At 44.0% G+C, this 13,863-nt stretch carries 14 protein-coding genes and 2 pseudogenes; 4 read left to right on the forward strand and 12 right to left on the reverse strand.

What is annotated here, in order from left to right; all coding sequences use genetic code 11:
* Positions 1–176 precede the first annotated feature (176 nt).
* Positions 177–452, reverse strand: coding sequence for a nitrogenase-stabilizing/protective protein NifW (locus KIV40_RS10335; RefSeq protein WP_285349051.1), 276 nt, complete (start codon positions 450–452; stop codon positions 177–179).
* A gap of 253 nt (positions 453–705) precedes the next feature.
* On the opposite strand from KIV40_RS10335, the gene KIV40_RS10340 reads away from it, so the two are divergent.
* Positions 706–2,553, forward strand: a complete 1,848-nt coding sequence (locus tag KIV40_RS10340; RefSeq protein WP_285349036.1) for an acyltransferase family protein — start codon at positions 706–708, stop codon at positions 2,551–2,553.
* A 55-nt stretch (positions 2,554–2,608) separates the two neighbouring features.
* Here the strand turns inward: KIV40_RS10340 and KIV40_RS10345 are convergent, their stop codons facing one another.
* The 6 genes from KIV40_RS10345 to KIV40_RS10370 form a co-directional block, all read right to left on the reverse strand.
* On the reverse strand, positions 2,609–3,079 hold the full coding sequence (locus KIV40_RS10345) for an RES family NAD+ phosphorylase (protein WP_005447071.1): 471 nt from the start codon (positions 3,077–3,079) through the stop codon (positions 2,609–2,611).
* A 1-nt stretch (position 3,080) separates the two neighbouring features.
* Entirely contained in the window at positions 3,081–3,533 is a 453-nt protein-coding gene (locus tag KIV40_RS10350; RefSeq protein WP_005426938.1) for an antitoxin Xre/MbcA/ParS toxin-binding domain-containing protein, read from the reverse strand.
* A 220-nt stretch (positions 3,534–3,753) separates the two neighbouring features.
* Positions 3,754–5,166, reverse strand: a complete 1,413-nt coding sequence (locus KIV40_RS10355) for a coniferyl aldehyde dehydrogenase (protein ID WP_285349037.1) — start codon at positions 5,164–5,166, stop codon at positions 3,754–3,756.
* A 128-nt stretch (positions 5,167–5,294) separates the two neighbouring features.
* On the reverse strand, positions 5,295–5,705 hold the full coding sequence (locus KIV40_RS10360) for a GNAT family N-acetyltransferase (protein ID WP_285349039.1): 411 nt from the start codon (positions 5,703–5,705) through the stop codon (positions 5,295–5,297).
* Between the two features lie 65 nt (positions 5,706–5,770).
* The gene (locus KIV40_RS10365) at positions 5,771–6,331 is read right to left on the reverse strand and encodes a GNAT family protein (protein ID WP_285349040.1); all 561 of its coding nucleotides are present in this window, start codon (positions 6,329–6,331) and stop codon (positions 5,771–5,773) included.
* A gap of 13 nt (positions 6,332–6,344) precedes the next feature.
* Entirely contained in the window at positions 6,345–6,797 is a 453-nt protein-coding gene (locus KIV40_RS10370; protein WP_285349041.1) for an NUDIX pyrophosphatase, read from the reverse strand.
* A 151-nt stretch (positions 6,798–6,948) separates the two neighbouring features.
* Here KIV40_RS10370 and KIV40_RS10375 point away from each other — a divergent pair, with 151 nt between their 5' ends.
* Positions 6,949–7,848, forward strand: coding sequence for a DMT family transporter (locus KIV40_RS10375; RefSeq protein WP_228175090.1), 900 nt, complete (start codon positions 6,949–6,951; stop codon positions 7,846–7,848).
* An 89-nt stretch (positions 7,849–7,937) separates the two neighbouring features.
* On the opposite strand, the gene KIV40_RS10380 is transcribed toward KIV40_RS10375, so the two are convergent.
* Positions 7,938–8,252: a multidrug efflux SMR transporter gene (locus tag KIV40_RS10380; protein WP_285349044.1), complete on the reverse strand. Its 315-nt coding sequence runs from the start codon at positions 8,250–8,252 to the stop codon at positions 7,938–7,940.
* 368 nt (positions 8,253–8,620) lie between these two features.
* On the opposite strand from KIV40_RS10380, the gene KIV40_RS10385 reads away from it, so the two are divergent.
* Complete coding sequence (locus KIV40_RS10385) at positions 8,621–9,985, forward strand: endonuclease/exonuclease/phosphatase family protein (protein ID WP_285349045.1); 1,365 nt, start codon at positions 8,621–8,623, stop codon at positions 9,983–9,985.
* A 73-nt stretch (positions 9,986–10,058) separates the two neighbouring features.
* On the opposite strand, the gene KIV40_RS10390 is transcribed toward KIV40_RS10385, so the two are convergent.
* The 4 genes and pseudogenes from KIV40_RS10390 to KIV40_RS10405 all read right to left on the reverse strand — a co-directional run bounded on the left by KIV40_RS10390 (position 10,059) and on the right by KIV40_RS10405 (position 12,929).
* A complete protein-coding gene (locus KIV40_RS10390; RefSeq protein WP_285349046.1) occupies positions 10,059–10,598 on the reverse strand; it encodes a phosphatase PAP2 family protein in 540 nt (179 codons plus the stop codon).
* A 364-nt stretch (positions 10,599–10,962) separates the two neighbouring features.
* A pseudogene (locus KIV40_RS10395) lies at positions 10,963–11,175 on the reverse strand (DNA mismatch repair protein); the annotation flags it as partial.
* A 62-nt stretch (positions 11,176–11,237) separates the two neighbouring features.
* Positions 11,238–12,143 carry an EamA family transporter RarD gene (gene rarD, locus KIV40_RS10400; RefSeq protein WP_285349048.1) on the reverse strand — a complete coding sequence of 302 codons (906 nt, stop codon included), beginning with the start codon at positions 12,141–12,143 and terminating at the stop codon, positions 11,238–11,240.
* Between the two features lie 82 nt (positions 12,144–12,225).
* Positions 12,226–12,929, reverse strand: a pseudogene (locus KIV40_RS10405) (sulfite exporter TauE/SafE family protein).
* A gap of 354 nt (positions 12,930–13,283) precedes the next feature.
* Between KIV40_RS10405 and KIV40_RS10410 the strand changes: the two are divergent.
* Positions 13,284–13,817: a type II secretion system protein gene (locus KIV40_RS10410; protein ID WP_038891192.1), complete on the forward strand. Its 534-nt coding sequence runs from the start codon at positions 13,284–13,286 to the stop codon at positions 13,815–13,817.
* The last annotated feature ends 46 nt before the right edge of the window (positions 13,818–13,863 follow it).

The raw sequence follows: 13,863 nt of genomic DNA on the forward strand, positions 1-13,863 counted from the left end.
ATCAACACGCCCTAATCATGAAAGAAAATTTGTTTAAATAGTTTCAACAGGGTTCTCTAACTCTTCAGAACCGCATCGTTGTGCCGCTAATGGTTCGTTCTCGTTTAAGCCAACCTAGTAACGACGCGAACAACATGATGGCAGAGACATACATAGTTTGGGTGTTAGGATACTTTCTAACGTCGCTGACAAGAGGTGCAACCACGGCAAGCCGATCGTGTGGTTTTATCCAACAAACTTCGCTGCACTTTGCAGTATGCGTTCTTTAATGCACGGCGAGCCGAAAACCAATCTTCAGGCTTAGTCAGAATTAAATACCCATTGAAGCGCTTCACTAACTCCACTCTGTGTTTATCAATAAAGCGGCTATCAAAACCAATATCGAAGTAATCCAATGCTTCTTCGATACAAGTAAAGCTGGAAATCTTGGCTTGAATGTCGTTTTGGCTCATAGCCTCGTTTCTGAGTTTGTTCACTTAACTTCGAGTATAAGAGCTTCAGTTCGACTGATCTTTGATTTACATTCTTAGCTCGTCACTTTGCTAAAAATTGCAAGCTTGATGTTTTCAAAATGAAAATCAATATAAGAAGCCACCCTGTAAAACTGTTCTCATCCTTATAATCGCCACTAACACTCTGATTTTCAAAGACCAAGTTTTGGTGCGCATTTTGCGTTAGATATGTCGTTGACTAGGGAGAGTGGCAATGGCATACAGAGCAGAAATTGATGGATTAAGAGCGATTGCTGTCCTATTGGTGATTTTTTCCCATACAGATATACAAGCCTTTGCTGGTGGTTTTATCGGCGTAGACATGTTCTTTGTGATCAGCGGGCACTTAATTACCACTATTGTTATAAACGATTTAGATAAGAACCAATTCAGCCTTTCCGATTTCTATGAGCGCCGTATTCGTCGGATTCTGCCCTTACTGCTGCTCGTTATTGCAGTGTGCTATTTACTCTCTTGGTGGTTGTTCCTTCCCCATGCTCATAAAGAAGTTGGTGAGTTTTCTGTGGCTTCCATTCTGTCCGCCTCTAACGCTTTGCTTTACCTCAAAGGCCACAACTACTTTGGACTGGAAGAGCAAGCCAACCCACTCTTTCATACTTGGAGCTTAGGTGTCGAAGAGCAATATTACATTGTGATCCCTCTTTTGCTTATGTTGCTGGCACGTGGCAAGCTCATGTCTTATCTCACCTTCTTCATCGCAGTATTTGCACTAAGTTTGATGACTATTTGGTACGCCAGTGGTGATCCTGATTTCGCCTTTTACATGATTTTCTCCCGGGTTTGGGAGTTGGCGGCAGGCTCTCTGGTTGCCCTAGTGATGCGTAAAACCGTGATCAAGCCCAACAACACCTTAGCTATGATTGGTTTAACCCTAGTTCTCGCCTCTGCTTTGTTGTTTGATAAATCAAAAGATGGCGCCGGGCTCATGCTGTTAATTCCTGTGATTGGCACCGCGCTTATCATCTTGTTCTCATCCAAAGACAACACCCTGGGTAAAGCTCTAAGCCTCAAATCGGTCGTTTTTGTCGGTTTAATTAGCTACAGCCTCTATCTATGGCATATTCCGTTACTGGTCTTTTATCGATACGTACTCACTGCCGGACAAAAGTTCAGCCTCGCGTTTTATCTTGTCGCTCTATTTGCCTTTTCTTATCTAACTTGGCGCTTTGTTGAAAAGCCTTTCCGTAGCCGCAAGAAAATAGGCATGAGCACACTTACAGCCTCACTAGTATTAGTTACCCTGCCACTGCTTGCTTTTGGTGTAGTCGGCCATAAAAACGGAGGCTTTCCCGACCGTAGCGCGTTTTTCGAAGCCATGCGCGTGAACAACGGCTACGGCATCGCATGTAACGGTAATACCGGCATCAATGACACCTGCTCCTCATCTTCCCAGCCTACTGTCGCTGTCTTGGGTAACAGCCACAGCATGGTCTTTGTTCAGCAACTCGCGAATGACACACCAACAGGGGTTGTTCAACTTACGCAAGACTCTTGCGCGGTTGGCTATGTCGATAAGGTTTCGGGTGCAAACCATTTGTCTTGCAGCAATTTCTTCACTGATGCAATAGAAACCATTTTGAATACCCCTTCTATCCGTCGCGTGGTGATTTCTTCTAACTTCAATAAAGAGTTATCCAAACGAGACTCCCAAGCTTCGCTCACTCGCCTTTTGAACGAGTTAGAAGACCGAGAAGTTCTGGTCTTTGGTCCAACACCTTCCGCACCGCATGCCATTGGTGAATGTTTATGGAAAGCGAGACTGTTTGGAGACAACACTGGCAATGAATGTGACTTTTCGCCAAAGCAGTCACACCCGCATCACGTAGCAACACTAGCAGCGTACTTTGACCAATTTGAACATGTGGAGTTTGTCGACCTTACTAACTACATCTGCCAACAGGGCAAATGCGCAATGAAAGTGGGCAGCAACAATGCCATGTACACCGATGCAAGCCACCTCTCTTACAAAGGCGCAGAGATCGTATTAGGCAGCTACCAGAAAGAAGTAATGAGCAATCAGCAGTTAACTGCTCAGCATTAACCCAATGGAAAAAGAGAGAAAGAAAAGCTCAGCGCTAATCCAAATGCTGAGCTTTTTATTTGAAGATTCTTGGGTCGAAAGCAAAATCAAGCTTCTCTGCTTTCTTCAGGATGTCTTTCATCTTGGGATGGTTTGGATTGACAACGTAGTTGTTGTCACGAGGAGAAATTGTCGAAGGTACTTGCAGAGCAGCGAACTCAGGATGCGGATCGTTGAGAAACTGGTCGCCAATGTATTGTGTGGATTCACTAGCAGGAATGGAGCGCCAAGTGACCGGTAAGTCTTCTTCATCCAGTGCAGCAATTAAGTACTCTGGCATCTCGATACGATACAAATCGTAAAGCTTGGTGATCGCCGGATCGTTGTTTACATGGACGAAAACTTCTAACGAGCAAAGAGATTCGGATTGAGAAAAGTACAGTGCTTCGGTTCCTTTCGAGTTCCATCGCCCACCGTATAGCTTGGCACCGATTGGGCTAAATGGAGACTCAGAGAACTTCTTTTGAGTCAGTCGATAGAGCTTCATATTATGAGAATACCCCGTGCTCTAGTCGTCCAATCAAATCTTTGACGATTTCAAAATCAACCGTGGTTGACACCATGTCTAGTGGGCGCTTGCCACCCAAACCATAAACATTCTCTCGCATCCAACCTAGTGCGCGTTCTTCATCATCAAACAGTTCTGTTGCTAGCTTAAGTAGCATCGCTAAACGATAGATGGCATCACTCTCTTGCGTGTTGAAGCGCTCTTCGTTTTTGAGTCGACGTTTGATGGTGCTCACCGGGATCAATGTGACGTGTTGGAATTCGCTTTGAGAAAGCTTCACACGCTCGACGATATTACGGTATACCTTTGGCTCAAAGCCTTTATGAACCGCATCGGTACGACCGGTTTCGGCATCTTCAATGCCCAGCATAAACCAGAAGTTTGCCTTATGAGGCAGCTTCGGTTTAAAGCTTTTTAATGTTGCCGTTGCCATACTGAGCTCCTATAGACCAAATGGTCTTAATATTATGGTCCATATGAGCTCAATTATCAATCACACAAGAAAGTGCCACTTTCGATATACAGCTCCATATGTTTATTCAATACTCTATTAACTAACGTTATTTAAACTTGCATTCGTTATTTAAAACTACATTAGTTGAAAGAGCCGTGTCGCTCACGACTTTGATGATTGAAGTACCGAACCATAAGACTCACCTCATAAAGCATTTCTGTAATGCTTTTATTGCCATGCCACGACGCTCCATCAACATTCCTACACGCGGTAACCACGTTGGTGTACTTAGAATGGTTTTGGCGTGACTAAAAGTTCTAAAGCCTTCTTCGCCATGGTAGTGACCGATACCAGATTCACCAATACCACCAAATGGCGCGTCTTCCGCACCGACGTGCAAGATGGTGTCATTCACCCCAACCCCACCACTGTGGGTATTACGGGTAATTCGCTCAATAACACTCTTATCTTCCGACATGATGTAGAGCGCAAGTGGGCGTTGATTCTGATTGATGTAACTGATGACCTCTTGGATATCACGGTAAGGCTTGATCGGCATAAGAGGACCAAAAATCTCTTCCTGCATGATGACCATCTCTTCCGAAACATTGGTCACTAGGTGCGGATATAAACATCGACCCTCTGCGCTCGCCTCGGGCACGGTATGTATTTCTGCGCCCTTAGTTTTGGCATCTTCCAATACTGCCTTTAAGCGCTCGTACTGGCGCTGATTGATGATATGAGTAAAGCCTTGGTCGTTCTGACCTTTGAGGTACAGCGCTTCAAAACGTTGTAGAAACAGCGCGACAAACTCGTTGATTCTTCCCTCGGGTACAAGGGCATAATCTGGCGCAACACAGATTTGTCCGGCATTGATGCACTTACCAAACAGTATCGCATCAACCGCTTTACTCAAGTTAGCGTCATCCGCCACGATGACTGGAGATTTACCACCGAGCTCCAACGTAATTGGGGTTAAATTTTCCGCTGCAGCACGAGCAACCGCGCGACCAACATTGGTTGAGCCGGTAAACAGAAGATGATCAAATGGCAACTTGCTAAACGCTTGTGCAACTTCCGCTTCGCCTTCTACGACTTCAACATCTTCAGGTAACGCTCGGCAAATCTCAGAAATCACTTTGTTGGTCATCGGGGTGAATTCGCTGAGTTTCATCATCACTCGGTTACCCGCAGCAAGCGCAGTCACTAATGGCGATAAACTTAGAATGACTGGGAAGTTCCATGGAGAGATGATGCCGACTACGCCAACTGGTTGGTATTGAACGGTGACTTTTGAAGGAGCAAGCAACAAACCTGCATGACGACGACTTGGCTTACACCATTTATTGAGGCGTTTTAGGGTGTAATTGATCTGGGCAACCGTCGGCAATACATCCGTCATTGCCGTATCAAATTCAGAGCGGTAACCAAAGTCGGCACTTAAGGCTTCCACCAGCGCTTGCTGGTTATTCAAGATAGTCTGCTTAAGAAGGTTAAGCTTATGTTTTCTTACCTCTAAGATCGGATAAGGTTCGGCATTGTATGCGGCTTTGAGCTTATCCAATTTTTGTTGCAGCAGTTGACCAACTTCAACGTCGACGATCGCATTCATGATGTTCTCCTTGTGCACCCAATCAAGGGCAATGTCGCACTTATGTACGATTCAAAGTTAACACAAGGGCAACATTCTGACTATTAACGCACTAAGGAAATTAGAGTTCAAACTCAGATATTTTTTGGTTAAAGCGCAAGCTTCATTTTGTAATAAGGAACGTCAGATTTGTAGAAGCGCTCACCTTCAACTTGCATCCCAAACTTTTCGTAGAAAGCCAAGGCCGATTCTCTCGCATCGCACCAGAAATACTCAACAGGTGAAAACTTAAAGCTTTCTAACACACATCGAATCATGGACGAACCAATACCCTGCCCTTGATACTCAGGCAAGATGGCAAACTTGCGCAATCGAGCTTGATTGTCATCTCGGTATATCGACGCCACCCCCACCAATACGCTGTCGACGAATGCGCCAAAATGCTCCGCTTCCTCGTCACCTTCTACTTGGCAATGTTCGATGGGTTTATTTGCCCATAGTACTTGATGGCGAATTGGCATCGCATCTTGCCAAGTAATGGTATTAATGCTTATTTCCATTGCTCTTTTCCTTTCCAGCTCACTTATCCTTTTATATCGCCGCAACGAATTTTAAGCTAATATTTTCAATTACTTATTGTAGCCAGATCCAGCTCATAAATACCCAGTCGTTGAGAAGAATCTAGGGTTTCAAAATCATGTTCAACGTATTCCTTTAATATCGCACCAGCACGTTCTGCAATTTTGATGCTTGGTATACTGTCTTCCATACAATGGAACTGGATAACGTTAGCATTGCCTCTCTCTTGAATCAGTGGAACTAACGTCATCAAGACCAGATCGATAATTTGATGACCACGACCTTCCTCTGCCAACCAATATCCAATCTCAGTCACTTTGCTTTGTGTTTCGATACCTTTGATGCCCAGCACTCCCACAAACTCTTGATTTAGGTTTATCGCAAACCAATAAGCATCGAGAGCATTGGAATTGATTCGTTGGGAAATATACGCAACGGCTTCCCTGCGGTTCGTAACCCAATCTGTCCAAGGTAGGTATTGAGATAAACTCTCCCGACTCTCATTAACCGCCGAGAGTAAGATCGCGGCATGCTTAGTCAGCAGAGGCTCAATGGAAATTCGCTCTGAAATTTGCAGTGCCTGATGTTGTTCATAACCTTGGTACATAGTGATTCCGTCGTTAACTTTGCTTAATCAAAGTGAATGGCGTGAGTTCGCTCTCAACATAGTGCTTCCATACATGCTCGTAAAGTTGATGTTGATTGGCAAATGGTGCGAGCTGTTTTGCTTCTTCTAATGTACACCAACGATAGTCAGTATGTTCATGATTTAGCGTTACCGTTTGATTCGGTTTGCAGAACAAGACAAAACAAGGAATGACCATGATTCGATTCTTGTGTGCCTCATAAAACTGTTCTAGAAAATCTGCGCTATGAAGCTCTACACCTTCGATTTGTGTTTCTTCCTTAAGCTCTCGTACGATGGTTTGCCAGCCAGTTTCGGCCTCTTCCACACCACCAGCGACATGACACCAATAGCCACCTTTGACTCGCTCTAACAACAGCATTTTCTTTATGCCGTCGAATTCGGAAATCACCACACCAGACACATGCGTTGCTTGAATAGGAATCATCCCTTTCTCCTTATGTATTTATTGTTTTTATATCTGAACGGCACAGTCTACCTTGTATCATGAAGGTTCGGAGCCTTAATCACAAAGTGCTGATCTTTTTACCAGTTTAGTGTGCTAAAGTGCGATCCCCCGCAATAAACGAGCAGGTAAGATGCCTAACTCTCTCAACTCAATAATTCCGATTGGCGTGCGCTTTATGGTGCTGTCCGCGTTTGGTTTTGCACTGATGTCCGCTACGGTAAAGCATGTTAGCTTACACGGTATACCTGTATTTGAAATCGTAGCTGCTAGGGCTCTGGTTTCGTTAGTGATCAGCTATCTCGATGTAAAACGCAAAGGCATTTCAGTTTGGGGTAATAATAAGCCCTTGCTCTTTGCTCGCGGTGCCGTTGGAACCATAGCTTTGATGTGTGTGTACTATTCTGTTACAACGCTACCATTAGCTGAAGCAACCATTTTTCAGTATATCCACCCAGTTTTTACTGCCTTACTTGCCGTTTTCTTCCTTAAAGAACGTATCCAATTCTCTACGTTTATTTGTATCGCCCTGTGTTTACTCGGGGTCTATGTCATGGTGAGACCGGAAACCGGTCCAGACGCGGAGCATGCCTTACCAATGTTCAGTGTGATGATCGCTATCTTAGGTGCGTTTGGTAGCTCTATCGCCTATGTAATCGTGCGTAAGCTAAGCCAGACCGAAGACAGCTCCGTCATCATCTTTTACTTTCCTTTAGTGGCATTGCCTGCATCGATTCTTTTGATTGGAGATCAATTCGTTATGCCAGATTTGTATCTAACTATGATGCTCGTTTTGGTCGGCGTCTTTACGCAAATAGGACAACTGGGACTCACGAAAGCAATGCAAACACAAGAAGCCGGGAAAGCATCAGCTTACTCTTATGTTCAGATTATTTTCTCTGTCGTGTTGGGCATCGTTTTCTTTGGTGAATTACCTTCGGCGTGGACATACTTAGGTGGCGCATTAATCGTGACAGGTGCGCTGATCAACGTATTTGGTCAGCATCTAAAGTTACCGCTTATGAAGCGATAACAGTCGCACTTCTATTGAGATTTCGTTTGTTCGAAAAACAACAAAGCCAGAGCATCACTCTGGCTTTTCTTTTGGCGGTATTTGTCACGTTAAGCAGCGAACTTCAAACCCGCGATACCCGCAACAATGAGCAGTAAACTGATAAGCTTGATTAGCGTGGCCGGCTCATTAAATAAATAGATACTAGCAATTGCGGTACCTATCGCGCCAATACCCACCCAAACGCCATAAGCAACGCCTGGCGGTAACGTTTTAAGCGCGATACCCAGTAACCAAAAGCTTAGCCCCATAAACCCAATAGTGAATGCAGATGGCCCAAGCTTACTAAAACCTTCGGTGTATTTGAGCCCAACTGCCCATGCGACTTCGCATAGACCAGCAAGAAAAAGAATTGCCCAAGCCATTGAGAGATTCCAAATGATTGGGGTCGTCCCCGATAGTGATAAGAGCGGTGAGGTCGTCCTCACTTCTGTTCTGCGCCTAGTATAAAGAAAAACTTCCCACTACTAAAACTCAGATGATTAACGAACAAAATCTATCCAAACTAATTAATATGAAATATAAATCTAAGCACATTAAATAAAATAGACATCATTATTTAACAGTTTGAATATAACCTTCTGGTGTTGAAAATGATGTGTTTATTGCATAAATCACACAAAATCTGCGCATCTGTGTAACTACGCAATCGTTTGTGTGACACAGATCGCTTACAAAACTTACTGATAACTTTAGTATTTGCGCTAACCCAATTATAAGGTATTGCATACTAATGAAATACATCAAAACCCCTCTTGCTCTCCTAATCGGCGCTGCACTACTGACTGGCTGTAACGACGACACTGAATACGTAGATGTTCAACCTAAAGAAGTAAAGATCGCCACTTATAACCTCTCTTTTGATCGCAGTACTTTTGAAGATCTCGTTGCAGAAATGCAAGTTGAACCAGCCAAGCAAACTGAGCTTGTCACCGCTTACCTTGACGGCAGCATCGCGGATGCAGACAAAACAATGGCTGAAAAAGTCATTCAAATCCGTAACGTTGCAGCAATCATTCAGAAAAACCGTCCAGATGTTCTTATGATGGCGGAATACAACAACGACGGTACAGGTGAAGATAAGGTGGCACTGGAAGGCTTCCAGAAAAACTACCTATCTATAGCACAAAGCCTTGAAGGTGCAGGTGGTGAAGCGAACCTAGAACCAATCGAGTATCCATACACCGAGTCTTACTCAACAAACACAGGCCTAAACAGCGAGCTTGATCTAGACAACAACGGTACTGCAGGTCAGCTACCGGGTGATGCTTGGGGCTTTGGTTTCTACCACGGCCAATACGCTTTCGCGTTGATGTCTAAATACGAGATCGACACAGAAAACACTCGTACTTTCCAAGAGTTCAAATGGAAAGACATGGAAGGCGCAGAAATCCCTAAAATCACAATCTGTGACGGTTCACAAACCATTCCTGAGGGCATGCAGTGTGGTGATGAATGGTACACAGCTGAAGAGTGGGATGTCGTTCGTCTATCTTCTAAAAACCACGTAGATGCACCAATTATCATCCCTACTGAGAAAGGTGATGAAGTGGTTCACCTGTTGATGTCTCACCCTACTCCGCCAGTATTCGATCCAGGCAAAAACAAAGTACAAAATGGTGCTGAAGTTGAGTTTTGGCATCACTACGTACAAGGTAAAGAGTACTTCTACGATGATGCAGGCAACAAAGGTGGCTTAGCTGAAGGGGCGAAGTTTGTGATGATGGGTGACCAAAACCTTGATCCACTGGATGGCGATGGTTTCAGTGAAATCATGCAAGCTTTCCATAACGATCCATTGGTTAATCAAGATGTGATGAATGGTGAGCTTTACCCTACTAGCTATGGTGCAGCCGAGCATGCGGTAGATAAAAACTCGACTCACCCAATTCCAAACCGCATCACGTCTACGTTCGGTCTTGGTGTTGACTATGCGATGCCATCAGCAAACCTAAACGTTGTGGACTCTGGTGTTTACTGGGCTGCATCTTACGAAGAAGGTCGTAAACTGTTTAACGACGACCGCATCGGTAAGTACGGTAACGGTAAAGATGTGTCTTCTGACCACCGCATGGTTTGGATCAAAGCGCAGTTTTAACTACTGAGCCTCTTACATTTAGATACAACAAAGCCTCGGTCTATGCCGAGGCTTTTGTTTATTGGGGTGAACACTACCAACGGTATGTTAGTGAAACACCCACATCTTCGCTCGTCACCCAAGGTACAAGCTGAACATTTTCATCGTATGCATCTGTAAATACATACGCGCTTAAGGTTCCTAAAGCGGCGCCAGCAAGTACATCGCGCCAATAGTGTTTCTTCGCCTCTACTCGACCAACACCAACTAAGGTCGCGACCCCATAAGCAGGTAGGCCCGCTTCCCAACCATAACGTAAATAAAGGTTTGTCGCCGAAGCAAAAGCGTTAGCCGTATGGTTAGAAGGGAAACTGTCATTACCACTTTTATCCGGGCGTTCTGCATCGATGGTTGTTTTACCAATTAAACCAACGCCCGATGCTGCGCCAATACTAAACCCTGCTTGCCAGAAGCCTTCCCAATCTCCTTTGTATGCAGGTACCGCGGCCGCCGTCGCAACCAAGCCATAGGCACCGATATCGGTAAGTACGTCCCAATCTTTTTCACTCATCGCATGTACCGATTGAGCGCCAAAAATAGAGGCGACACCAACTAAACGTACAACTTTCTTCATTAATACAACCAATTAGAGTTCATATGCGCCCGAAAACTATCACAGCTCTCGGCATTATTCGACTGGAAACTGTAACAATTAAAACGTGAATTGATTGTGAAAAAAAGCCAACCACAAGGTTTGTGATTGGCTGTATATACGTGTGAACAATCTGGTTCACTAACAACGTCAGTTGGCTAGGTGACCCTCGGCTTAAAAGGGTCATTACAACTAAAGCATTAGGCATGCCAACTTTTTTATGCACTTAAATCGATTGATATTTAATCACTTGCAATAAAATTGTACGAATATTAATCCTTGCATTTTCCATACGGATGCATATTGCAAACAATCCTTTGCAAATCGCAAATAATTTGCATTACCCCTAGGGTTTTCGCGCAAGGTCTCGCGCTAAAATCAACGCTAGACCAAAAACCTGAAGAAACAGCCCGATGCTCTTATACCAAGCGATCTTTTCATCTAGATTCGACATGACTTCAGTTACCTCAAGGTTTTCAAGGTAGTAACTGTCAATGCGGTCTCGATAGTTAGTTTGAGCTTGATTGATTTCGGACATCAGCTTAGGCAGTTGAGTAATATCAAAGACGATAGCTTCACCTAAAATATAAGCTAGCCCTATGAACCTAAAGAAGGAATGGGTTAAATTGATTGGTCAGCAAGCTTTCTTCGTTTTGATAGCTTGGCCACACCCTCAAAAATCGTAAACAGTAGACCAACCCAGATAAAGGCAAATGTCACCGCTTTTACGCTGTCGAACAACTCACCAAAGAACACGACAGCCAACACAAACTGTAGGCTTGGCTCAATGTATTGCATAAGTCCAACTGTAGACAAGTTTGTAATTCGGATCGCGATCGAGTAGAAAATCAGCGGTAGAATCGTCACCGGTGCACTGCCTAAATATAGCATGAAGGTCGTCATATCTGCCGTAGAGGCCAACTCTCCCACCGTTACTTGTTTAACAATAAGATAGGTAAGCGCGATTGGTGTCAGCACTAACGCCTCAATAAACAGCGTTGTACTCCAATCAAAATTAATCTTCTTCTTAAAAAGACCATATAGAGAGAAGAACAAGCCCATCGTCAGTGCCACCAGCGGTAATTGACCGTACTGGAAAACCTGATACAACACGCCAATGGTCGCTAAAAGAATCGCAATAAATTGTCCTTTGGATAGCTTATCACCCAAGATAAACACACCAAGCGCGACAGAAATAAGAGGACCGATGAAGAAACCCAAGCTAGCGTCAATCACTCGGTTATTGGTCAGCGCCCATGTAAAGGCAACCCAAGAAATACACATAAGGCTACTGGCGACAAACGTATACCAAAGTGACTTTTTATCTTGCCAAACCTTAGACCATTTCGGCATATGGCGCGTCATCGCCAATACTAAAATAAACCCTACTGGCACCGAGCCAATGATGCGTAACGCCAACAATTCATCCATCGATGCATTTGGCAGAAAGCGATAATAAATAGGCAACAATCCCCAAATAACAAAGGACAATGCAGCCATTAAATTGCCGTAAAGACTGTTGTTCATAACTAACTCGACATATAAAAAGTGACGCGATTCTATAGCGCAAAGTCGTTTTGTAAAGTGAATTTGAGAGCGAAGATCGCCTTTACAAAGCTAAGCCTTGAATTACTGCTGTAATACCGCTAACAAAACAGAGTGTCAGCGCACCAAAGCGAATTTTTTCTTTTGGTAAAGATTGCGTTGTTTTCATTGCCAGCCAGTAGCCAAACGCCCCTGCTGGCAGCAATGGCAAAGTAATCACCAAATGATGAAGAGTGAAGAAACCAACTGGAATTTGCACCACTAGCGAGATAATAGAGCTGAAAACAAAGAAGGCAGAAAGGTTACCACGTAACTGATTCGCTTCTTGATGTTGCAGTAATAACGCGCAGAGCTCGTACCAAATAAGCCAGAGAAGAAACCAGCAAACGTCATACGCCCAGGCGTTGGCTCAATACGAAACGGAAGTACGCTTACTGCCACGGCAAAAAGTACAAGGAATCCTATCCAAAGTGTCAGTGCTTCTGTAGAGACAAAAAAAAGCAATGCCCCACCCGCTAATGAACCTGGCACACGACCAATCAGTGCCATTTTTAAACCGCCGATTTCTACACTACTGCGGTGCTTCATTGCGTTCATCAAAGAGATAAACAGCGCAACAAGACAGATTGGTGCCGGCACATACTCCGGCGCCCAAAGAATCAATAATGGCGCAGACACAATAGCCAGGCCAAAACCTATGGCAGTTTGTACGTAAGAGCCGAGGAAAATCAGGCCCATAGCAAGCAAAGTAGTTGAATCGAAATCCATCGATATGTTCTTACATTCTAATTATTTATTAGAGAGCCTGTTGAATATATAAAAATTATTAATGACCAACTCTCACCCCGCGTAGGATTCATCAAACGCATAAAAAACACAATCAAAATGTTTCAAAATCTGCTCACTTAGAGGCCATTTTTATCACATCAAAAGCTGCGTATTCCTTGAGCACATCATTTATAAAACGAATGGTATCGAGAAGGAAAATATAAGACTATAATCAATCTCCATTTAGAGTGAATGCACCATCAAAATTCACCGTTTATGGGCTTAAGTAGTCTATCGCACCACAAAAATATAAGAACATTAGACTATCGTATCAACCTAACTTAAAGATGGTTTATGAAAAGAAAATCAGGTTTTACTTTAATTGAGCTTGTTGTTGTTATCGTAATTCTCGGCATCCTTGCCGTTACTGCCGCGCCACGCTTTTTAAACATTCAAGATGATGCTCGTGAAGCTCGTTTAGAAGGTATGAAAGGTGCAATCGCATCAGGCTTGGGAGTTGGATATGCAAAACTAGCAACCACCGGGCAAGAACACCTCGCCTATGTTTCAAACAAGAACACGCACGATAAAACACCGATGCAGGCACTGCCTTTCGATGGTTGTGAGCTAAATGGCTCGAAGTACTGCGTATTTTTATATGGCTACCCTGACGCCGACAATGACAGCTTGCCTCTGCTAGTGCAAGGTATTGATGGTTCGGACTCAGATTGGAAAATAATCCGACATCCATCAGGTTCAAGTACCCGCGAAATGGTGATTGCCGCAGCGGATGACCCAAGAGCGAGTCTAACGCAATGCGGTATTTTATATGGGCCACCTCAATCAGAAAACGAAAGTTACAAGCTTGAAATCCTTCCTTGTCCGTAACAAAAAAGGCTGCCAATTCGGCAGCCTTTTTAGGGTGTGTTGATCT

The sequence above is a fragment of the Vibrio sp. D173a genome (genome assembly GCF_030248475.1).

What these genes read in the sequence shown, in the direction of transcription:
- KIV40_RS10335 (WP_285349051.1), bottom strand. Translation starts at nt 452, where the DNA reads ATGAGCCAAAACGACATTCAAGCCAAGATTTCCAGCTTTACTTGTATC.
- KIV40_RS10340 (WP_285349036.1), top strand. Translation starts at nt 706, where the DNA reads ATGGCATACAGAGCAGAAATTGATGGATTAAGAGCGATTGCTGTCCTA.
- KIV40_RS10345 (WP_005447071.1), bottom strand. Translation starts at nt 3,079, where the DNA reads ATGAAGCTCTATCGACTGACTCAAAAGAAGTTCTCTGAGTCTCCATTT.
- KIV40_RS10350 (WP_005426938.1), bottom strand. Translation starts at nt 3,533, where the DNA reads ATGGCAACGGCAACATTAAAAAGCTTTAAACCGAAGCTGCCTCATAAG.
- KIV40_RS10355 (WP_285349037.1), bottom strand. Translation starts at nt 5,166, where the DNA reads ATGAATGCGATCGTCGACGTTGAAGTTGGTCAACTGCTGCAACAAAAA.
- KIV40_RS10360 (WP_285349039.1), bottom strand. Translation starts at nt 5,705, where the DNA reads ATGGAAATAAGCATTAATACCATTACTTGGCAAGATGCGATGCCAATT.
- KIV40_RS10365 (WP_285349040.1), bottom strand. Translation starts at nt 6,331, where the DNA reads ATGTACCAAGGTTATGAACAACATCAGGCACTGCAAATTTCAGAGCGA.
- KIV40_RS10370 (WP_285349041.1), bottom strand. Translation starts at nt 6,797, where the DNA reads ATGATTCCTATTCAAGCAACGCATGTGTCTGGTGTGGTGATTTCCGAA.
- KIV40_RS10375 (WP_228175090.1), top strand. Translation starts at nt 6,949, where the DNA reads ATGCCTAACTCTCTCAACTCAATAATTCCGATTGGCGTGCGCTTTATG.
- KIV40_RS10380 (WP_285349044.1), bottom strand. Translation starts at nt 8,252, where the DNA reads ATGGCTTGGGCAATTCTTTTTCTTGCTGGTCTATGCGAAGTCGCATGG.
- KIV40_RS10385 (WP_285349045.1), top strand. Translation starts at nt 8,621, where the DNA reads ATGAAATACATCAAAACCCCTCTTGCTCTCCTAATCGGCGCTGCACTA.
- KIV40_RS10390 (WP_285349046.1), bottom strand. Translation starts at nt 10,598, where the DNA reads ATGAAGAAAGTTGTACGTTTAGTTGGTGTCGCCTCTATTTTTGGCGCT.
- rarD (WP_285349048.1), bottom strand. Translation starts at nt 12,143, where the DNA reads ATGAACAACAGTCTTTACGGCAATTTAATGGCTGCATTGTCCTTTGTT.
- KIV40_RS10410 (WP_038891192.1), top strand. Translation starts at nt 13,284, where the DNA reads ATGAAAAGAAAATCAGGTTTTACTTTAATTGAGCTTGTTGTTGTTATC.